Raw genomic sequence first — 20,772 nt, forward strand, 5'->3', positions numbered from 1 at the left:
GGTTGCCTTTCAAGAAGTGTCCGACGCGCTAGTAGCACAACAAACCCTGGTCGAACAAAATGCCGCCCTGGCGCATCAGGTTGCTGCACTAAAAGAGTCGGTCGACCTGTCATTACTGCGTTACCGAGCGGGTCGTTCGAGCTATTACGAGGTCCTGGAAGCTGAACAGTTGCTGTTCCCGGCGGAAGATGCGCTAGCACAGACTCAACGCGATCAACTTCTAGCAGTCGTGAACCTGTACAAGGCGTTAGGCGGCGGGTGGAACCTCGGCGACATCGGGTGGGACCGCCTTCATTAAGGGAGACATAAATCGGTGCCAGAACGTTCAGATCGCAAGCAGGGCAAGACACCAGGTTCTCGGGCTTCGAGCGATCGTCCGGCCAAGCTCAAGCGCAAGGACTTCGAAAAGCAACTGGAAAAGCTTGAGGCTGAACTGGTTAAGCTTCAACTATGGGTTCAACACAAAAAACTGAAAGTCGTCGTGATCTTCGAAGGTCGTGACGCCGCCGGTAAGGGTGGCGTCATCAAACGCATCACGGAAAGAGTCAGCCCTAGAATCTTCCGAGTGGTCGCCTTACCAGCGCCGACCGAGCGAGAAAAATCGCAAATGTACGTGCAGCGATACATTCCTTATCTACCGGCTGGGGGTGAAGTAGTTATCTTTGATCGCAGTTGGTACAACCGCGCCGGCGTAGAGAAAGTAATGGGGTTTTGCAGCGAAGAGGATGTAACTCGCTTTCTTGAAATGTGTCCCACATGGGAACGTGCGATGGTAGAGAACGGGATCATCCTTATAAAGTATTGGTTTGAGGTGAGTCAAAAGGAACAGACGAAACGTTTTCTTGGTCGTATCAACGACGGTCGGAAAATATGGAAGCTCAGTCCGATGGACCTGGAATCTCACCGTCGATGGTACGATTACTCACGAGCAAGGGACGCCATGCTACTTGCCACGGATACTCCATTCGCGCCTTGGTACATAGTCAATGCCGATGACAAAAGGCGCGCCCGTATTAACTGTATATCGCACCTCCTCAGTCTGATCCCCTACGAGAATGTCAAGCAGGCGCCAGTAGAGCTTCCTAAGAGACAAAAGCCGCACGGCTATGCAGAGCCTAAGAATCGTCGGTACAACATTGTGCCGGAAGCGCTGAAATAGGGCAGTCATTCCAAAGGAGAAACATATGACGGAGCGTAGAATTCTGTGGGTCTTGAGTTTGTTGATACTCGGATTTGCCCTGAACCCAGCGATGCCATTGGTGCGGGCCCAGACAACTGCACCCGCACCCGCTTCAGGTGGTGACGCCGAAAGTTTACGCGCGGCTACTGTCTTAACGATTCATGGAACAGTAACCGCCGTCGACAAAGCTGAGAAGTTGGTCACTATTCAAGTACCTAGTGGCCAGAAATTCACACTGAAAGTTGACAACCCTTATAATCTCGACGCCGCTCAGGTAGGCACGGGAGTCGTCGTGCGTTACTATGAAGCGATTACTGTCCGGAAAAAGAAGGCTGGCGAGTCTCTACCGGCTCTATCCGTGAGCGGCGGTGTTGTGACCGCAAAAGCGGGCGGAGTTCCTGGCGCTGTGGCCGAGGAGCATCTGAAAGCCGTTGTTTCAGTGGTACAAGTGGACAAAGCAAACGGAACGGTGACGATAAAAGGGGCGGATGGATCGGTCGAAACCGTGAAGGCGAATAATCCGAAAGTGCTTTCCCACCTGAAAGCAGGTGACGATCTGGTCATCACTGCCTCGCGCGCGACCGCGATTTCGTTGGACAAGGAACCTGCGAAGTAACCTTGCTGACAGGGGCCTTCGATCCAATCCAAAAGGGTCGAAGGCTTCCTGGGTTTAAAGCGTGTTGAGTGGTGCTCCGAACGGAGGGGACAGCAAAGCACCGTTCGGGCTCATGGCGTGATCCGCGTGATCTTTGAGCCCTCGATGCCGATTCCACCCATCAGGCCCGACTGTCCGTATATGAAAGCGTAGACGTCCGACCGCAGGTTCGTGGTAGTGAGCGACCGCGCCATCCCCTGGTCCACTACCACGACACTGGGTCCGGTACCTATAGCCCAGCCTCCGCTCTTATCGAGGTACTCCACTGATGAATCGGTCATGAAGAACAATGCGTATGCAAACTTCTTCACGCCGCCCTGAAAACCATACGAGGCGGCGCTGGTGCGGTAGTAGGCCGCTGTCTGTGAACCTTTACGAAGAGCGCCGTAACCATATTGGGCCCCTACTATAAAGGCTCCTTTTCGTATGTCGGGAAAGACGAGTATTGCCTTTGCTTTCGCAGCAAGCGCTCTTGCCGCGTCGTTTTGAGAATATAGTTCGTTCAGTGAAGCTGTTACTTTTCCATCGATTTCAGACGCACTCGGACCACTCAACGGCCCCTGCGCAAACGCCCCGCTACCAAATAGCAAGCTAGCTAGAATTTGAATCAAGATAGCGATTGTTAATCGTTTCATTATCATCTCGACCTCCAAAAGTCGTAATCGTCTGTTTCTGAAATGTCCTTGGAACTCACTTAAGCGATTTGCGAAGCAATTCATCGTAGTGCGGCCTGAGTAGAGCGCCTGCATCGTCGGGCTCGAATGGCAGATCCACAGGAATACCCACCGTATTGGTCTCGCAGGTCTAAGCACGCTTCTACGGAATTGTGCCTTACCGACGTGCTTCCCGAAAATCAGACCTTGGTCCGATAGAAGCCCACCTCGAAATTGGGCAAATATTTGCCAGGCATCGATAACTGAGAACGGCGCGACTGGCCAGACAAAGGTCAATTGATCCATGAAACAAGCGATGACGATCGGATCTTCAGTGACTCAGCACCGGCGGGTTTTGAGAGTGAGACTACTAAAAAAGCGCGAAGGCCGTACTTTACCGCTTATGCTTGCAGTCGCGGTAATAGCGTCCACGACTCCGATGCTGACTGGTTACTCGTTCGGCGCAGATCAACCTGCCGCCGCTTCTGCTGAACCCGGACCGGCTCCGGGGGCTGCTACCCAGAAAGAACTGGAGGAGTTGGTCTCTCCGATCGCACTGTATCCTGACTTATTGCTCGCCCGAATCCTGGTGGCTTCGACCTATCCAGATCAAGTCGTGGAAGCCCATAAGTGGCTGCAGGAGAACTCGAAGCTTCCGCACGAACAACTGGCCGCTCAGGTGAATGCACAACCTTGGGACCCAAGCGTCAAGTCCTTGGCACAGTTCTCTCCGGTTCTACAAACGATGAGTGACAGCTTGGCATGGACTTCGGCGCTCGGTGAAGCGTACTACAACCAGCCTGACGACGTTATGGCGGCGATCCAGGCAATGCGCAGTCGAGCGGTGGAGGCTGGGACCCTTAAGAGCACCGCACAACAAAAAGTGGAAGTTCAACCCGCGCCGCCACCTGTAGCATCGGAAGGTGAGGCACAACCCGCTGCTCAGCAACAAACAGTGATCATTCAGCCCGCTCAACAAGACGTTGTGTATGCGCCCCAATATGACCCCGCGACCGCCTACGGAGCTCCAGTGCAAGCACCCGTGGGATATACCGGGACCGAAGTGTTGGCGACTGGGTTGCTGGCGTTTGGAACCGGGATGGCTCTCGGTGCGCTGATCAATGAGGATGACGATGACTGGGACTGCGGTTGGTCAGATGGCGGCGGCGGTTCGGTTCACTACAACAACAATGTTTACGTGTCCAATTCGCCGGTCCCACCACGCGGCAACGGCAACTATCCGGCTAGACCTCCGGCTGGCAACCGTCCGGGGGGAGTCGGTGGTGCGGGTGGAGTCGGCGGCGTCGGTGGAGCGGGTGGAGTCGGAAGGCCGGGCGGAGTCGGTGGCCCAGGGAGTGTCGGCGGAGCCGGGGGAGTCGGTAGACCAGGGGGAGTTGGCGGGGCAGGCGGTGTCGGGAGACCAGGGGGCATCGGCGGACCCGGGGGAGTTGGCGGGAATCCTCGACCTGCCTCTGTCCGCGGGACGGGTTCACCCAACAGGCTGGCAGGGCCATCTACTCGGCCATACAACCCAGCCACGGCGAAGAAGTACGCGGCAAACAATCCGAACTTAGCGAAACCTAACTTCCCGAAGGCGGAAACCCTCCCGAACAGTTCCGCGCTCGGAAATTCGCAGCGGAATCCGGGGCAAAATCAGCCGGCGCGAGCATCGACGCGCCCAGCGGCCCAGCCAGCCAATAGGACGGCATCTAACCGACCCGCAACTGCGAATCGCGCCAACAATCAGGCGCGCGGATTTGGTGGCGGAGCGGATACGAGAGGCGGACGCAATGGTGCATTTGGTGGCTATCAACCTGGAGGACGAACTCAAGCCTCCAGCAACCGCGGAAGGTCCAGCGTCGGCGGAGGCGGATTGGGTGGCCGCGGCGGAGGAGGAGGCGGCCGAGGTGGCGGTGGTGGTCGAGGCGGCGGTGGCGGTGGTCGTGGCGGAGGCGGTGGACGACGACGCTAGCTGGCGATTGGGGTCCAGAGTTCTTTGTAATCGGAAGCTATTAAAAAGGAACCACGAACGAACAGAGACTAGCGATGCAATATCTAAAGAATTCTACTGCGTCGGCCGGCAAATATGTCGGCGCCATCCCGGCACTTGCGTGCTGCTTCGTGCTCGCCTCAACCGCAATCGCTGCGACATCGTCAGGACAGCAAGTATTCCCAACAGTTACAGCAGCAGCAAAGGCCCTGGTGGGGGCGGCACGTACCGACGATATGGCTGCTCTTTCCTCGATCCTAGGCGGAGATGCGAAGGAGATTCTGTCGTCGGGCGATCCTGTTGCCGATAACAACGCGCGTGACAATTTTGTCGCCAAATACGACCAGATGCAGCGCTTGGCCTACGATGACCGAGGTCGAGTAATCTTATATCTGGGGGCCGATAACTGGCCCTTTCCGATTCCGCTGGTGAAGAGCGGCGACGGATGGATATTCGATTCGGAGGCTGGCAAAAGAGAGCTACTCTATCGTCGTATCGGTCGCAACGAACTCTATACGATCGACGTACTTGCAGACCTGGCGGACGCGCAAGAAGAGTATGCAAGCGAGATTCGTGACGACGGGAGCGTCAAGCAATTCGCGCAGAAGGTCCAGAGCGACCCCGGCAAACACGACGGTCTTTACTGGTCTGTTAGTTCCGGGGAAGAAGAAAGTCCAATTGGGCCTCTAATTGCGGATGCTACAGCCGAGGGCTACAAAACCGGCGCCGCCGCGTCCATTCCCTTTCACGGCTATTACTACAGAATCCTCACCCGCCAGGGTAAAAATGCTCCGGGTGGTGCTAAAGACTATCTTGTGGACGGCAAAATGACGCAAGGGTTTGCCTTCATTGCCTATCCGGCCACCTACCGCGCGTCAGGCGTCATGACATTTATGATAAATCAGGACGGCATTATCGTTCAGAAGGACCTTGGCCCGAACACAGCTAAGGTGGCCAACCAAATAACCGAGTATAATCCGGACGATAGCTGGGACGAAGTCGACGATTAAGCTGCTCAGCCAAGGCGACAGAATAAGCCCTCGTCAAATCGACTGAAGCGATTCGCCGTAGTATAGGTGGAGCGACTAGTTGCTAAGAAGTACGTCGCTGAGAAGCACCGACCTCCTCGCTGGCGTGGCAGTAGCGGCGGTCGGAATTCCAACCGGGCTTGCCTACGCTGAGTTGGCCGGATTTCCTCCGGTCGTAGGTCTCTACGCTAGCATTCTTCCTCTGATCGCCTATGCAATCGTCGGCTCGTCTCCACAGCTTATTGTAGGTCCTGACGCGGCGACCTGCGCGTTGGTTGCTGCCGCGCTCGAACCCTTGGCCAGTGGAGATCCGCAGCGTTACCTGGACCTCTCGATCACGCTATCCATTCTGGTTGGGGCATTTTGCGTTGCCGGCGGGCTGCTACGCCTGGGTGTGATCGCGAATTTTCTCTCGCGTCCGGTCCTGGTCGGTTTTCTCAACGGAATGGCGTTGACCATAGTTAGCGGTCAGCTCGGAAAGTTGTGCGGATTTGCAGTGCGCACTGACACGGGTTTCTTCCTGCGGATTGCAGATTTCATCTGGAAACTCCCACAGACTCATCTCCCAACTTTGATCGTGGGAGTCGTCACACTGGTACTTATCTCCGTGATGGGGAGACTAGTTCCCCGTCTGCCCAGCGCGCTGGTCGGTGTCTGCGGTGGAATTGCAATGATGGCCGTATTGGACTCGGAGAAATGGGCAGTGCCAACGTTGGGTGCGGTTCCGGGGGGATTTTTGAGGCCTCACCTGCCGGCGTATTTTATTTCTGACTCCCTCCGTCTTCTACCGGACGCCGCGGGTATCGCGCTGATTTGCTTCTGCAGTTCTATGCTGGCGGCAAAGAGCTTTGCAGTACGGAATAAGTACGAAGTCGCGGCAGATCGAGAATTCATAGCGCTTGGTCTGGCAAACGTTGTGTCCGGTCTCTCGAACGGCTTCGCGATTGCGGGTGCGGATTCGCGCACGGCGACAAACGATATTTCCGGCGGCCGGTCGCAGGTGAGCGGATTAACGGCTGCCCTTGTCATGGCATTGGTACTTACAGCTTGTACGGGTCCGCTGTCATATATTCCGACCGCTTCGCTAGGTGCTGTGCTGGTCTTGGCTGGTGCATCGCTTTTCGACTTTCAGACTGTGTGGAAGATACGTGATATTAGCCGGTCAGAATTTGCGCTTTCTCTCATCGCGACCTTGGGTGTCGCGACAATCGGAGTCTTGCCGGGAATCGCGCTGAGTGTGATGCTCAGCCTCGCTCTTCTCATAAGGCGCGCTTCGAGTCCGTACGACGCGATCCTTGGACAGGTTCCCGGGGTCGATGGATTTACGGACATAAGCGAACATCCGAACGCGCTAACCATCTCAGGGCTCTTGGTCTACCGTTTTGACGCGGCGCTCTTGTTTTTCAATACTGATTACTTCAAGAAGCGCGTTCGCGATGTATTAGCTTTGTCCGATCACTCATTACGACTTTTTGTTTTCGACATGGAGGCGATAAACGTAATCGACACGGCCGGATTAGACGCGATAGAGGAAATTCGATCAGACCTGGCCGCAAAAGGAATCGCCTTCACAGTGGCACGCGCCAAGAACGAGATTCGGAACAAACTGATCCGCTCAGGTCTGTGGGATCGAATTGGTGCTATGAACTTTCATCCGTCGGTAAGGAGCGCGGTACAATCCGGATTGAATCAAGCGCTGGAAGTAGCGAGGGTCGCCAAAAGTACGCGGGTTTTATCTGAAGGTAACACCTCTTGATTAGCCTAACGGCCGATGCACGTTAAGTTGCCCGACGCGCGCCAAGTGGTTTCATGCCATATCGAGGAGCTATGTGGATGCGGACTATTTCGACGGGCTTGCTTATACTTCTTCTAACGCTTACTGGTTCGGCATGGACGTGATCTACTTTGTCTTTTCGAAAATGTCTCCAACTCGGTAACCTGTGCCGCGATCGCGGGAGTTGGGTGGCTGGGTTGGCAAGGAATCTGCTGTTGCGCTTTTGGGCAAAGCTTGAACGGCCGACGAAAAGATCTATTTCGCGGGCCGCCTGCGTCTTTGTCTCCATCGTGGGAGTAACTATTTCGGTTGAGGGGCTCGCCAATGCTCAAGGACAGCCGATTCCGTCGGTGGCCGAGGAAGAAAAGCTCGAGCAGGACTTTACCGATCCGCTAACCACGCTTCCACAATTAATCATCAGAGACAGTTACACGCCCGCGAATTACGGCCCCTGCACACCGCTTGCCTGCACCAGAGACTATGAGACGAATCAACTAATCCTTAGGCCGTTGATTCCTCGTGTACCACCTCGTTCGTTTCTCCCGTTCAACCAATTGATCCGCCCCACGCTCGCGTTGGTGACGGTGCCCAGCTCGCGCGGCGGTACCCGCACCGAGTTTGGCGATCTGTCGCTCTTCGATGTCGCAGTCTTGCCTTGGCCGGACAGAAACAAAACCGGGCTATTGATCGGTATCGGACCGACCTTTGTGTTTCCCACTGCCACCTCTCGAAGCGCAGGCCAGGGTGCATGGCAAGCTGGCCCGGCGCTTGGAGCGATTTATACGGGTGTCCCCGGACTGCTTGTTGGATTCATTGCCCAGAATCCAATCTCTTTCGCCTACACATCACCTAATCGGCCACCCCAAAATGCATTCCTTCTTCAACCGGTGTTTGCACTTCATCTCTGGGAAAAATGGTACTTGCGATCCGCGGAGGCCAATTGGACGCTGGCCTGGCGTCGACATTCTCCGACCATGTTGCCACTTAGCATCGGGATAGGCCGAACGCTCGTTCGCCCGGGACTGCCCCCGATGAGCCTGTTTGTTACAGGGCAGTGGATGGCCTATCGGCAATACGCTCCTATCGCGCCGCAGACAACGATAAACTTTGGCATCACGGTAGCTTTTCCTCAACTTCGATCTTACTGGGGTCGTTAGGCTGATCCGCAGCCCTGTCGAAAACATGAGTGACACATCGATCGATCGTAGTGGCAGAAACCAGGTTGAGGTGTGGATTGGTGGCGCTGTCATCATTCTACTAGGAGTTTTGTGCCTTCTCGTCCTCCGCCCATTCATATCTGCGATGCTATGGGCCCTGATTCTTTGCTTCACGACTTGGCCGCCCTTCCTGAGGCTTGAAGAGTTCTTGAATGGAAGACGGACGTTATCGGCAGTAATCGCGACATTGTTGCTTACAATGGTCATAGCGGTGCCGGTTGCGATTTTGGGAGCCACTCTGGCTGAAAACGTCTCAAGCCTTTTTTCGGCAAGTCAGAAACTCATCCGAGAGGGTCCGCCAAGTCCGCCCGACTGGGTTGCGAGCGTTCCGCTGATCGGCGGTCGTATCATCGCTTACTGGAACTATCTGGAGGAAAGCACTTCGATCAGACTGCAAGAGTTGGCGAGGCTAGTGCCTGCCGCGAAAATAATAATTCTATGGGCCGGCGCGGCGCTGGCCGCTGGCAGCTTTCAGATCTTCCTGAGTCTATTCATAGCATTCTTCTTCTATCGCGACGGACAAGCCGCCGCCAACCGACTCCATATCGCTCTCTATCGAATCGCAGGTAAGAATGGCGATCGCCTCCTCGAACTCGCAGGTGCGACGACTCGCGCTGTGGTCTATGGGATTCTGGGCACGGCGCTTCTTCAGGGAATTGTCGCGGCAACTGGATTCGCGATCGCTGGCGTGCCGGGTGCGGCTTCCCTGGGATTCCTCACGTTTCTTTTGGCTCTTGTGCCGGGCGGGCCACTGATTGTCGCTGCGCCGGCGGCATTCTGGTTGTATCGGCAAACATCGATAGCCTGGGCGATCTTCATATTAGCCTGGGGACTGATGGTCGGCATGTTGGACAACGTCGTGAAGCCTTTACTAATCAGCCGCGGAGGTTCGACGCCGATGATTCTTGTGATGCTTGGAGTCTTTGGAGGAGCGATTGCTTTTGGCGTAATCGGGATGTTCCTTGGACCGACGCTGGTGGCATTGGGCTACAACCTGCTCGAACAATGGTCGGAGATTGATGGCGGAAAGAATCCCGCAGCAATCTCTTTGAACAAAACGGATCTGTGACATCAGCAGAACTTTCGCTTTAGTAGTGAATCGAATCCTTGCTTTGTTGCTACTCCGTCGCCCCAACTCCGGTCGTGCGAAACAATAGCTTGGCGGCGAAGAGGTTTTCGTTGACGCGTCCTTGAGATTTGAGTTGACCGCCCTGCCGTTTGCAGTGCGGACATGCCATTGAACCGCTAAGCAGGCTTGCGTTTTCGGGCGTTATTCTCAAATCGAATTCGAACTCGCAGCCGGGATTCCGACAAACCGTGCGGTACACGATTCCATGGCTATGTGTTGTTCCTGATTGATGCCTACTGACCCCTGTAGCATTTTTCTATCCTCCTCGATCGTGTCACTCCGCAAGAACGTTCCGTCGGATAAATTGAACATTTCTAGGACCGTAGTTTCGCCAATCATTGACGCATTCCTCGCACACTACTTGTGATCGCGCGGATCTCGAGAAATTGCGGCGTTGATTGCACACAAGGCTTCATGCACCGAGTTTGGCTCTGAGCACTAGCTGGCACAATTGGACCTAGGTCCTACACCAAGGTCCTAGGACCTTCGTCCCATACAACGAAGCGTATCGGGAAGCGGTCACAACTGTGGTTCCTCAAAAGCTCATCCGCGCGCACGGAACCGCGGGAGACTCGCGATTGATCAGGTTTGGAGGGCAGGCTCGGAGAGGTTGCCTCCGACTCTCACCCGGGCGCAATCGACAGATGGCGAACAGGCACTTTTAGTAAGGCTTCGGCGGCTCGGCGCGGATCGTACCGTGCTGATAACCGGGCTCGCACTTTGGGTTTGCAAACCGCCTAGTCTAGGTGTCTGAGTCCAGCTTGGCCCGGTTTGGAGCAGCACCACACCCTACTGTTCGGATTTTCGCTTAACCTGGCCGCCAGGACCGTCCTGGACGAACCGGAGGCGATGCGTGCTGAAGCACGACGTCGGTTGAAAACGAGAAATTTCTGACGATGCCGCGGGTCTCAAGGTACCACTCGGGATCGGTGAAGGTCCGCGCGGCGTAGCCATTCAACTTCTCAAATTTCCACACCGCCTTTCGGAACAAAAACCGATATAGAAATCCAGTCGCGGGTGTTCCTTCCTCCTCGGTCCCGCACATCAGGCAAGTCCTGTATTCATTCCAGCCGTTTCTCATCACCCGCCGCCGCGTACCGACTCTGCCGGCAAGCACAATGGTTAACGCATGCGAGGCTTTCCCGCACTTGTCCTGCAGTTCCTTAACCTGTTCATGCTGCTCCCGGCGATGGTCCCATACGGGACCAGTAAACTCAGCCTCCGCCTTGGCGATACTGTCGCGCAGGCTTCTGATCTCGTCATTCGGCAGGTGTTCCAGGTAAAGCGCGACAAACTCTTCGCTGGCCAATCTCAGGTCACCTCGATAGCCAATTTTCTGACTGTGGGCCTATTCAAAACCTTGTATCTGAGAATCGGCGTATGAAGATAGCAGCGGGCGCGGCAGACCGTAAAAACCTCGGTCGGCAAGAGCCGTGGCTCCTAAAAACCTCATCCGAGGATGGCCGCTTCCATTATCATACGGCCACGCGCGCATCATCCCGGATAAGCTTTCCGGGAGGCACCGCCGAGCTTCCTTCGAGTCCAGCCAATGTCGTCGACTTGAGCAAATCTACTCTGAGCAAATCTAGTCGTTGACCTTCGTCTTCCTGGTCCGTGCCGCCAATCCATAGCGGTTGCTGAAACATTTGCGACAACTGCGATCCCTACGCCTGATGAAACTCGGAGCCAAGGTCGTCGCTCCCGCGATAGCGGCAAACCAGTTTCTCGGATTTCGACTTGCTGCCCATCTGCTTCCCCCAGCGGCCGTGCGGACTCAGACTTTTTCCTGTCAGCTTTGTTCGGACGACGGGCGCAGCTGGCTTCGGAGGCGAACCAGAGCGATGTGTGTGACTGCCCGCGCTGGAGGGCGGGCACCACATGAAACGCAAAGTATCTTCAACTACTTCGGAACTGGCGCACGAAATCGCGGCGCTACGACAGGCTACTCAGGCCGATCTCAAGGAACGCTGGCGAGCGCTCTACTGCACCGAACCGCCGCGACGCATCAGCCGCGACCTGCTGGTGTGCGCGCGCTGGCCTATCGGATGCAGGAACAGGCGCTCGGTGGGCTCAAGCCCTCGACGCACCGACTGCTGGCAAAGGTGGCCGCCGCTGCGTCGGCACACCGGCCGATGCGCATGATCAGCCGCTGTACGTTGCATTGGAGCGACCAAGCGCAGGCGGCGCTACCGCTACTACGTATCCAAATGCCTGGTTAAATGGCTCGGCCAGTGACAGCGGAAAGGGCTGGCGACTCTCGGGCGCCCGAGCTTGAGCGCGCGGTAGCGATCGCGGCGCGATACATCCTGAGCGATCGGGCGGGACTGCTGGAGGCGCTTGAGAAGTCAGGAATCGATTCGCCTGATCTCACAGCCACTCTCGAATCGGCGTCGAATTTCTCGCGGAGGCTGAAGAATGAAGCCGATGCCGCAGCCGCCCTTGTCGAAATAGCAAGCAAAGTCGAAATGCGCGATGACGGCATAACGGTGACACTCCGAATGGAAGTCCAGTGCTCGCGTACAGGCCTGCGGACTAGCAGCAACCTCGACCTATCGCGCTTCGTGCCGCTGAGAATGAAACGGCGCGGGGTGGAGACACGCATTATCATCGCGGCCGGTGACGATCTCCCGCGGAGGTAGATCCCGCACTGCTCCAGGCGGTGACGCGCTCGAGGGCGTGGTTTGAAGAGTTGGCCTCGGGCAGCGTGCGCTCGTGGGCAGAGATAGCTCGGCGCGAGAGCATTGCTGTGCGTTACGTCGAGCGTCTCCCACGCCTGGCATTCACAGCACCCGGCATCGTTGAAGCAATCTGCCGGGGGCGTCAGCCGGCTGATCTTAACGCTCAGACGCTGCTCAACCGGATCGATCTGCCGCTCGAATGGCCGGCGCAGTTGAAGGCGATCGGAATCGACTAGACCCATGGCCCGGCACCATTTCAGAAAGGCGATGGATGATCGAATTTTGCTCGAAACGTGAAGCGAACCACTTTCCCGCGCCTGGAGACAACCCCGAGAAATTCGCCGAATCGGGGGCAGGACTCGCGCTCTCCGGTTCGCATCCAGCGCACAAGCGCCGCGTCACGCGGGGATTTTCCGCTCACTCCAGACTATAGGTAAACACTACAGACTGTTTGGCGGAGAGGGAGGGATTCGAACCCTCGGTACCGGTTACCCAGTACGCCAGATTAGCAATCTACTTCCGGCCCGCGAACACTAGGACCCTAGCAAGACTCATCGAGACAGAAAACCCTTGCGGCAGTGCGACTTACCGCATCCGGGCTGGGCGAGAAGTGTCTCATCGAGTCTCGCCAGATCTTGTTCGGTCCGGGAAGTTTTCCCCACCCTGTGCCCACCCGGCTCGCTTTTCTGACAAACCGCAGGAGAGAGTTCTATGAACTCGAATCCCTACGTCGAAGCCCATCGCGAATGGGACGAACGCTACGCCGATCTCGTTCTCGGCAAGCGCAACTGGCAGATCACCGCCGGAGGACTGCTGCTGCTGAGCCTGATCCTTGCCGGTGGAGTTGTCTGGCAGAGCACTCGCAGCCGGTTCATCCCGTACGTGGTCGAGGTCGACAAACTCGGTTACGGGCTTACCGTTCCAAAACCTCTCATTCCGAGCACGGACCCGGCGCTCGTTGATCGCATGGAGCGTTATGAGGTTGCCAGCTTCATCCGTAATTCGCGCTCAGTGAGCAGCGACCCTAGCGCCGAGCAGCACATGCTCAATGACATGCTGGCGCACTCGAAAGGCGCGGCAGACAAATACCTTGACGAGTACTTCCACTCCGACAACTTCGCGCACAATCCCTTCAAAGAAGCCGAACACCAAACGGTCTCAGTGCAGATCGACTCCATCCTCGAACTCTCCGCACACAGTTTCCAAGTGAGATGGACCGAGCAGGTACGCGACCGCACGGGCGCAGCGATTGACGCTCCAACGCACTGGGAAGCTGCGCTTCAAACGCAAATTTCACCACCCGGCTCCGACGACGCGATCGTCAATAATCCGCTGGGATTTTACGTGATGCAGATCAGCTGGGCCGAACAGCAGAGCTAGGAAACGGACGGAAGGGAGGTCAGTTCGATGACGCGTATTGGCACCGTGGGCAGTTTGGCTTTGGCACTGACGATCGGAGGGTGTTCGGCACAACAGGGACACCAGAATCAATCTCAAGCCGCGAACGTAGCGCCAATCGAGCCTGAAGCCGCACCGCAGTCCGAAGCGACGCCCAAGCCTATCACCGGGGCGGAACTGCTCGCACAGCAGCCCTCGGAGGTTCGGGCAGCATACAAGGACCACGATCAGAACGGCCAGTGGGCGACGTACAAGACACCACGATACGTACTCTATCCCTTCAGCCAAGGGCCCGATCCCATAGTCGATTGCGAGCCGCTACGAACCACCGACCTGCAACTACAAGCGGGTGAGACCATCACCGACGTAGCGATGGGCGATACGGAGCGATGGATGGCGACGCCGGCATCGTCCGGCGATCCGACAAACCCGACGCCTCACCTCGCTGTAAAGCCCCAGGCCCCAGCGATTGCAACGAATCTGACCATCTACACGACGAAGCATATCTACCACCTGCAGCTACGATCGCGCGGCGGCCACGCCATGCAGGAGGTTGAGTTCTACTACCCAGACGAGCTTCTGGAGGCGATGCGTAAAGCCGATGAGGCCGCGGGGCAAAGCACGACAGTTACGGCAGCAGCTCCACCGACGAGTCCGAGCGAGATCAGGCCGATCGCTTCCGTCGATCCTCGTCACCTCAATTTCGATTACGACGTCTCCGGTCCTCAAGTTCCGTGGAAGCCAATCAGGGCCTTCGACGATGGAACCCATGTGTTCATCCAGATGCCCAATGGCATGCGTTCCAGCGACGCGCCCGCCTTACTGGTCGCGGCGGGCAGCGGAAGTCAGATGGTGAATTACCGCGTGCGCGGCGAGTACTACGTCGTCGATCGCCTCTTTGGCCAGGCGGTGATGGTTTCGGGAGTCGGCCGGCAGCAGGACCGCGTGACGATTCAGCACGCGGGCAACGCGAGGTAGGCGCCATGTCCGAGATCGAGGAAAGCAAGCAGCGTCCGGAAGTCGATGAGACCAAGCGGCAGCAGGACGAAGAGAAGATCCGCAACGAAGGCGGCCCACGACTCAATGGCAGGCTCGCCGCCACAGCAGTGGGGCTCATGGTCGGGCTCGTGATCTTGCTCACGTTGGCTGTGCAGTCATCCGGTCCGGGCGCGCAACCTGCGGGTCGTAATGGCAGCGACGATACCGCGTCGAACAAGAGCGAAGTTCAGGACCTGATCGCTCACGCTGGTGATCCGACGCCTGCCGCATTCCCAGCGCCTGCGACGGAGCCCCCACCCATGGTCATCCCGAGAGAGCAAACCTCGGCGCCGACGGTCCCGCGCCAACCGAGCAGGTACGCGGAATGGGCGCAGGACAAATACATGAAGGCCCTGGAGGCGCCGGAGATGGTTTCCGCATTCCACAGCGGTGCAGCGCTCCAAATCCCGAGCATGACTCAGACAGGGAATGGAGACGCGGGGAATACTCCCGCGATCAACAGTTTCCAATCGTCATCCGATTCGTCGTCATCAGTGAGACTTCATGCGCCAGCATCTCTGTACACGGTGATGACCGGCAGCGTGATTCCCGCGGTGTTGATCAGCGGGATCAATTCCGACCTACCGGGACCAATCGTCGCGCAGGTCAGCCAGAACGTTTACGACAGCGCCGGCGGACGATCACTGCTCATCCCCCAAGGCAGCAGGCTGATTGGTTCGTATCGAAGTGCAGCAGGATACGGACAAAGCCGCGTCCAGATTCAATGGCAGCGCCTGATCTTCCCGAACACCGCGAGCATGGACATTCCGCAGATGCCAGGAACCGACGAGGCGGGTTACGCGGGCTTCACCGACCAAGTGAACAATCACTACATGCGCACCTTCGGCACCGCAGCGCTCATGAGTCTGATCAGCGCAGGACAGGCGGTGGGACAGATGGCGGCGTTCGGCGGCGGAATGGGTGGACCGCTCGGTTACTACCAACCAAACCAATGGGCGATGGCGTCGCAGATGGCGGGCTCGTCCGCAAGTTCGCAATTCGGTTCCGTCGGGCAACAGGCGATCGAGCAAGGAATCAGCACCGGCCCGACCTTGGAGATCCGACCCGGCTATCAGTTCAACGTCATGGTGACCGAAGACCTCGTCTTTCCGGGTCCATACAAGGGCTGAGTTGTACACAAAACGGACAAGCACTTGTGCACGAAACGTAAACAGGTGGTCTCGAAAGGAGAGCGGCAATGGGAGTTCTGAAAAAGAAAGAGGAACGGACGGAGACCGTCACCATACGCATCGCTTCGTCAGTGAAGGCGGAGATTGATCAATTACGTGAACGCGCCGAAGCAACGGGATTCGATCTGAACGCCACAATGTCCGAGTCACTGACACGATTGGTTAGGCAGGTACGGGAAGAGCTCGACGGGATCGCAGCGGCGCCCAATCCTAGAGGCAATCGCGCAAGAGCACACCAAGTCAATGGTCTGACGCGAGCCGCAGGCGAGCTTTCTCAAGCTTCAAGCAGCGGCGGAAATTCCGAATAGCGGAAACTGAGATCGGTGACGTGAAGGATGCGAATTTATGGGAAGGGAACGCGCGGTCGTAGAGCAAGATAAAGCGAAGTACCACACCATACGATACGTCGCGCGTTCCCCTCTTATTCCAAGGATTTTCTCAACATGAAGTACCATTCTGAAAATATCCTTCCGATAGGCGGCGTGGGCGATATTTCGCCGTCCTGGAATCAGTTTCGGGCACCGCTTCTTGCGGGCATTTCGACAGTTCTCCTGGCAGCGGGCATCACGTTCTTGATGCGACATTTTCGCATCGGCTTGACCCCTTCCAATAGTTCATGCGCCGAGGGTTTCTATCGCCTTATCGAAGCGCCGATAAGACGCGGCGATCTCGTTGCAGCATGCATTTCGACCAATGCTGCGCACGACGGTTTGACGCGCGGATACCTGAGCAAAGGGGATTGTTCGGGCGGTGCTGAGCCGGTGCTGAAAGTGATCGGCGGCTTGCACGGCGACGAGGTGGACGTAGAAGAAGGGTGGGTTGCAGTTAACGGCAAACGGCTCGCCAACAGCGCAACAGTAACGCGGGACAGCGTTGGTCGCCTGCTTACGCACGTGATGTGGGGTAAACGCCGAGTCGCTTCGGAAGAGGTCTGGTTATTTGGTTTGAACAACCGACGAAGCTGGGACTCCCGATACTTCGGTCCGATTCCTCTGCGAGCGATTCGCGGAGTTGCCGAGCCTCTCTTGACGTGGTGACCGATCATGGCGAGTGGCGCACACAGTACAGAGCAGGGTCTTAGGGTTCATTACCTCACCAATCTCGGCGGCCTCGTCGCCCTCGCCGGCCTGGACATGGAGCCACCCGATTTTCTGCTCGGAGCTTTGCTCAGCATCGCGAGAGAGAACGTCGCTATTGGTCCGGAACAGCGCGCAGAGATCGCGGCAATGGGACAGGTGAAGCTCGACGAGCGGGCGACTGGGAAACGCGCGTGGACATCCTGGAATCGGGCGCAGGAACTCCACAGCATCACACTCACGAGTGCACAGATTCGCCGAGTAATCGTCGCCCTCGGAAGGTCGGCTCCGAAAGAAAGCGAAGCGCTTGCGTCAGCGCTTTTGCGAACGCTGGAAGAGGTTGAGTGCGATGGCTAGTCGGCCTCGATTCAACAAAAAAGAGGTCGAAATCCGAGTTCGACCAAATCGGCGCAGCGACCAGACGCGGCCTCTCGTGCCTTGGTGGATGCGTTTGGAAAAGAGACACCTGATCGCCAAGCGCGCGCAGGGTCGAGGTAAACGGGGACGTAACATTCGGACGCAAGGCGGGGCTTATCAACGGCGGAGCGTCGTCAAGGTGATGTACACGCGCAATGGCAAGCCCAGGTCGAACGCTTGGGCCGCGCACGCACGATACCTGACGCGCGAGGATGCGCAGCTCGAGAACGAGAAGGGAGTTGGGTTCGACGTGGAACGGGATGACATCGATATGGTCGCAATGGTCAGAGAGTGGGAAAAGGCCGCCGACGAGCGAATGTGGCGGATCATCGTGTCCCCGGAAGACGCCGATCGCATGGACCTGAAGGACCATATTCGCGACCTCGTTGCAGCAATGGAAAGCGATCTAGGGACAGGGCTCGAATGGGTCGCTATTGACCACCACAACACCGAGAACCCGCATGCGCACCTGCTCGTGCGAGGCGTCGACCGGTGCGGCAAAGCACTGCTGATCGATCGGGATTATGTGAGGAACGGCATCCGCGCGCGCAGCCAGGAGATCGCGAGCCGCGAGCTGGGACAGCGTCTTGAGCCGGAAATGCTCCGCGCTCGCGGACAGACGATTGACAAGGAGCGGTGGACGGAGATCGACCGGGCGCTGCAGCGGCGAATGAGCGGAGACCGAGTGGCGGATTATCGCGGCCTCATTCCGTATAACGACGCGGCGCGAGTGCGCGCCGAGCAGGAAATGCAGCGGCTTCAGTTTCTGGAAAGGCTGGGGCTCGCACGCAAGATCGGCAGTCTAGCTTGGGAACTCTCGCCCGACCACGAGCCAGAACTGCGTGCCCGGCAGCGAGCGATGGATGTCATCAAGCGTCAGGCGGAGGCAAACAAGGTTCGTTCTTTGAATGAATTGTCTGACGAGCGAGACCTGGTGATTGCAAATTCTGTGACGAGGGGCGGCTACCAAGGACGCTTCGTCGGATATTTCAAGGATGCGGAGGGCCGCCGCTATGCGGGTCTCCGGCGGGGCCACTCGGTAACAGTGATACCGACCGATCGCGGGGATCTTAGAGCGACTCAGGAGTACGTCGCTCGGCCGCGCGGAGACGAATGGGACATCACAGAAGGACGCGATCGCACTCGCGGGCGTGAGAGGAGCTAAGACGATGGCTGAGCAACGTCCGTATCGATCGCGCGGTGCTGTTCTAGGGCTGCAGCAGGTGAAGAAGTTCGCCGCGGCGGTTCTCGGAGCGTCGTTTCTCACTGCGAACTGGATGACTACGCAGCACGCCGCATGGCTCATAGGCGATTCGCCCCGCTTAGGACCGGCTCTATTTGCGCTTCCGTGGACGGGACCGATCTACGCGCCGTGGAAGTGGATGGTATGGGCGTGGCATTTGCGGGGAATCGAGCGGATGAAGCCCCTGTGGGTTCTTAGCATTCGTGAGGTCCTTTATCCGATGGCGCCACTGACCCTCCTCGCAATTGTAGCGTTGGCTGTGACGCGGAAGGGATGGCTCCAGAGAACGGCAGACCTTCACGGGTCGGCCCGGTGGGCGACCACAAGGGACGTAAAGAGGGCTCAGTTTCTAGAAACCGAGACGTGGATCGCGAAGCGCCTTCGGCGTCTGGCTATTCGGCTGCGTCTGATGGGCCTCCGTCAGAGCAAAGCCGGTATCTTCCTCGCGACTTGGCTGCACTTCGGGCGGATCTGGTTTTTGCGAGATTGCGGGCAATCGCACGTGCTTGTTTTTGCGCCGACACGCAGCGGCAAGGGAGCCGGCGTCGTGATCCCGACACTGCTCACGTGGCCCCACTCTGTGATTGTCCACGACCTCAAGGGTGAGAATTGGGCCATTAGCGCAGGCTGGCGGAAGCGTGCGGGTCAGGTATGCATGAAGTTCGATCCTACGGACACAACCGGCTCAAGCGTTAAGTACAATCCGATCGAACAGGTGCGAATCCGCACGGACCACGAAGCGGAAGACGTTCAAAACATTGTCCACATGATTGTGGACCCGGATGGCAAAGGGCTTCACGACCATTGGGTGAAGACCGGCGCGGCGCTCCTCACCGGAACGATTCTTCACATCCTCTATGCCGAGCCCAATAAGACACTTCGCGGCGTGGCCGGTCTTCTGAGCGACCCAGGGGTGAGCATGCAGGACAGCATCGAGCGAATGCTGAAAACCGAACACGACCAGACCGGTGCAATGGGATGGCGCGATTATCGAGGGAACCCGACCCGCACCCATCCAATCGTTGCTGAGAGCATGCGCGAACTTTTGAACAAGAGCGAGAACGAACGGTCCGGTGTCTTTTCCACTGCAATGTCCTTCCTGTCGCTATATCGCGATCCAGTTGTCGCCGCGAATACAGAACGGTCCGAGTTTCAAATCAGCGATTTGATGAATCATGATCGGCCTGTCTCGCTCTACCTTGTTGTGCCACTCGCGAGTCGCGACCGCCTGCGTCCCCTCATCCGCCTGATCCTCAACCAAATCGTCCGGACCCTGACGACGACGATGACCTATCGAAACGGCCGCGCTGTCGCGAACTACAAACATCCGTTGCTCCTCATGTTGGATGAGTTTCCGGTCCTCGGGCGGCTCGAAGTCTTCGCCGAAGCGCTTTCCTTAATTGCGGGATACGGGCTGCGTGCGTGTCTCATCGCCCAGGACCTGAGTCAAATTCACGCGGCCTACGGACATGACGAGTCGATCACCAGCAACTGCAATACGCGGGTGGCGTTTACGCCGAACCGCATCGAAACGGCGCGATGGATCTCGGCAATGGCCGGAGAAGCCACTGTGCGTCACTCGCACCGCACTGTATCCAACAGCGGAGCCAGCATATCGGAGCCCGAGATTGCGCGCCCGATGATGACGCCGGACGAAGTGATGCGGATGAATGAGAATGATGCGCTCATTTTCACGAGTGGACATCCAGCAATCCGAGCCACAAAGCTCTTTTACTTCAAGCAACCGATGTTCATGGAACGGGCGACTATTCCGCCACCCCGTCAGAGCGATCGGATCATTCGACCTAGCTCTGATCCAATCGGGCCGGCGTTGGCACCGGTACCGCTCGACGCGCCATCCGAAGAAATCGCCGAAGTGGCGGGTACACCGTCGCCTAGGGAAGGGGCACGAGTCGCAAGACGCCGAACAGTGAAAGCACCGGAGCAAGGCGTGTTGTTTCTAAGAACCAGCGACCCGGCCAAGAACGGCTCCGGGTCAGGGAAAGACGAACGAGCGAGGACGCCCGAGAGGTTGATGTGAAACGCTCGCATCAAGTCGCGTGTTACGTGAATGACGAGGAACTTGCGCAGTTGAAGGCGCAAGTC

General features: G+C 57.4%; 20 protein-coding genes. 18 read left to right on the forward strand and 2 right to left on the reverse strand.

Annotated features, from left to right (window positions below; genetic code table 11):
- The 3 genes from WB650_RS12190 to WB650_RS12200 all read left to right on the forward strand — a co-directional run.
- Window positions 1-298 (forward strand): TolC family protein (locus WB650_RS12190; protein WP_423960639.1); only part of this gene is annotated, 298 nt, incomplete at its 5' end.
- A gap of 15 nt (window positions 299-313) precedes the next feature.
- Window positions 314-1,159, forward strand: coding sequence for a polyphosphate kinase 2 (ppk2, locus tag WB650_RS12195; protein ID WP_423960640.1), 846 nt, complete (start codon window positions 314-316; stop codon window positions 1,157-1,159).
- Window positions 1,160-1,184: 25 nt separating this feature from the next.
- The gene (locus WB650_RS12200; protein ID WP_422304513.1) at window positions 1,185-1,796 is read left to right on the forward strand and encodes a hypothetical protein; all 612 of its coding nucleotides are present in this window, start codon (window positions 1,185-1,187) and stop codon (window positions 1,794-1,796) included.
- A 110-nt stretch (window positions 1,797-1,906) separates the two neighbouring features.
- Here the strand turns inward: WB650_RS12200 and WB650_RS12205 are convergent, their stop codons facing one another.
- On the reverse strand, window positions 1,907-2,470 hold the full coding sequence (locus WB650_RS12205) for a YSC84-related protein (RefSeq protein WP_422304515.1): 564 nt from the start codon (window positions 2,468-2,470) through the stop codon (window positions 1,907-1,909).
- A 457-nt stretch (window positions 2,471-2,927) separates the two neighbouring features.
- On the opposite strand from WB650_RS12205, the gene WB650_RS12210 reads away from it, so the two are divergent.
- The 5 genes from WB650_RS12210 (at window position 2,928) to WB650_RS12230 (ending at window position 9,566) form a co-directional block, all read left to right on the forward strand.
- Window positions 2,928-4,460: a DUF3300 domain-containing protein gene (locus tag WB650_RS12210; protein ID WP_422304521.1), complete on the forward strand. Its 1,533-nt coding sequence runs from the start codon at window positions 2,928-2,930 to the stop codon at window positions 4,458-4,460.
- 74 nt (window positions 4,461-4,534) lie between these two features.
- A complete protein-coding gene (locus WB650_RS12215; protein WP_422304517.1) occupies window positions 4,535-5,488 on the forward strand; it encodes a DUF2950 domain-containing protein in 954 nt (317 codons plus the stop codon).
- Between the two features lie 79 nt (window positions 5,489-5,567).
- Window positions 5,568-7,262 (forward strand): SulP family inorganic anion transporter, encoded by a 1,695-nt coding sequence (locus tag WB650_RS12220; RefSeq protein ID WP_422304519.1) that lies wholly within the window; start codon window positions 5,568-5,570, stop codon window positions 7,260-7,262.
- Window positions 7,263-7,477: 215 nt separating this feature from the next.
- The gene (locus WB650_RS12225) at window positions 7,478-8,437 is read left to right on the forward strand and encodes a hypothetical protein (protein ID WP_423960643.1); all 960 of its coding nucleotides are present in this window, start codon (window positions 7,478-7,480) and stop codon (window positions 8,435-8,437) included.
- Between the two features lie 25 nt (window positions 8,438-8,462).
- Window positions 8,463-9,566, forward strand: coding sequence for an AI-2E family transporter (locus WB650_RS12230; protein WP_422305116.1), 1,104 nt, complete (start codon window positions 8,463-8,465; stop codon window positions 9,564-9,566).
- 868 nt (window positions 9,567-10,434) lie between these two features.
- Here WB650_RS12230 and WB650_RS12235 read toward each other — a convergent pair.
- Window positions 10,435-10,935 (reverse strand): hypothetical protein, encoded by a 501-nt coding sequence (locus tag WB650_RS12235; protein ID WP_422305114.1) that lies wholly within the window; start codon window positions 10,933-10,935, stop codon window positions 10,435-10,437.
- A 569-nt stretch (window positions 10,936-11,504) separates the two neighbouring features.
- Here WB650_RS12235 and WB650_RS12240 point away from each other — a divergent pair.
- The 10 genes from WB650_RS12240 to WB650_RS12285 all read left to right on the forward strand — a co-directional run bounded on the left by WB650_RS12240 (window position 11,505) and on the right by WB650_RS12285 (window position 20,707).
- Entirely contained in the window at window positions 11,505-11,768 is a 264-nt protein-coding gene (locus WB650_RS12240) for a hypothetical protein (protein WP_422305112.1), read from the forward strand.
- Window positions 11,769-12,285: 517 nt separating this feature from the next.
- The gene (locus WB650_RS12245; protein WP_423960646.1) at window positions 12,286-12,540 is read left to right on the forward strand and encodes a hypothetical protein; all 255 of its coding nucleotides are present in this window, start codon (window positions 12,286-12,288) and stop codon (window positions 12,538-12,540) included.
- A gap of 475 nt (window positions 12,541-13,015) precedes the next feature.
- The gene (locus tag WB650_RS12250; protein WP_423960648.1) at window positions 13,016-13,684 is read left to right on the forward strand and encodes a VirB8/TrbF family protein; all 669 of its coding nucleotides are present in this window, start codon (window positions 13,016-13,018) and stop codon (window positions 13,682-13,684) included.
- Window positions 13,685-13,711: 27 nt separating this feature from the next.
- Window positions 13,712-14,680, forward strand: a complete 969-nt coding sequence (trbG, locus tag WB650_RS12255) for a P-type conjugative transfer protein TrbG (RefSeq protein WP_423960649.1) — start codon at window positions 13,712-13,714, stop codon at window positions 14,678-14,680.
- Between the two features lie 5 nt (window positions 14,681-14,685).
- The gene (locus WB650_RS12260; RefSeq protein WP_423960651.1) at window positions 14,686-15,870 is read left to right on the forward strand and encodes a TrbI/VirB10 family protein; all 1,185 of its coding nucleotides are present in this window, start codon (window positions 14,686-14,688) and stop codon (window positions 15,868-15,870) included.
- Between the two features lie 68 nt (window positions 15,871-15,938).
- Complete coding sequence (locus WB650_RS12265) at window positions 15,939-16,238, forward strand: hypothetical protein (RefSeq protein WP_423960652.1); 300 nt, start codon at window positions 15,939-15,941, stop codon at window positions 16,236-16,238.
- 135 nt (window positions 16,239-16,373) lie between these two features.
- On the forward strand, window positions 16,374-16,967 hold the full coding sequence (locus tag WB650_RS12270) for a S26 family signal peptidase (protein ID WP_423960654.1): 594 nt from the start codon (window positions 16,374-16,376) through the stop codon (window positions 16,965-16,967).
- 6 nt (window positions 16,968-16,973) lie between these two features.
- Complete coding sequence (locus WB650_RS12275; RefSeq protein ID WP_423960656.1) at window positions 16,974-17,363, forward strand: conjugal transfer protein TraD; 390 nt, start codon at window positions 16,974-16,976, stop codon at window positions 17,361-17,363.
- A 202-nt stretch (window positions 17,364-17,565) separates the two neighbouring features.
- Window positions 17,566-18,588 (forward strand): relaxase/mobilization nuclease domain-containing protein, encoded by a 1,023-nt coding sequence (locus tag WB650_RS12280; protein WP_423960658.1) that lies wholly within the window; start codon window positions 17,566-17,568, stop codon window positions 18,586-18,588.
- Window positions 18,589-18,886: 298 nt separating this feature from the next.
- Window positions 18,887-20,707 carry a type IV secretory system conjugative DNA transfer family protein gene (locus tag WB650_RS12285; protein ID WP_423960660.1) on the forward strand — a complete coding sequence of 607 codons (1,821 nt, stop codon included), beginning with the start codon at window positions 18,887-18,889 and terminating at the stop codon, window positions 20,705-20,707.
- Window positions 20,708-20,772 lie beyond the last annotated feature (65 nt).

Source organism: Binatus sp. (SeqCode) (assembly GCF_049584895.1).
In the GTDB taxonomy this organism is placed as follows: domain Bacteria; phylum Desulfobacterota; class Binatia; order Binatales; family Binataceae; genus Binatus.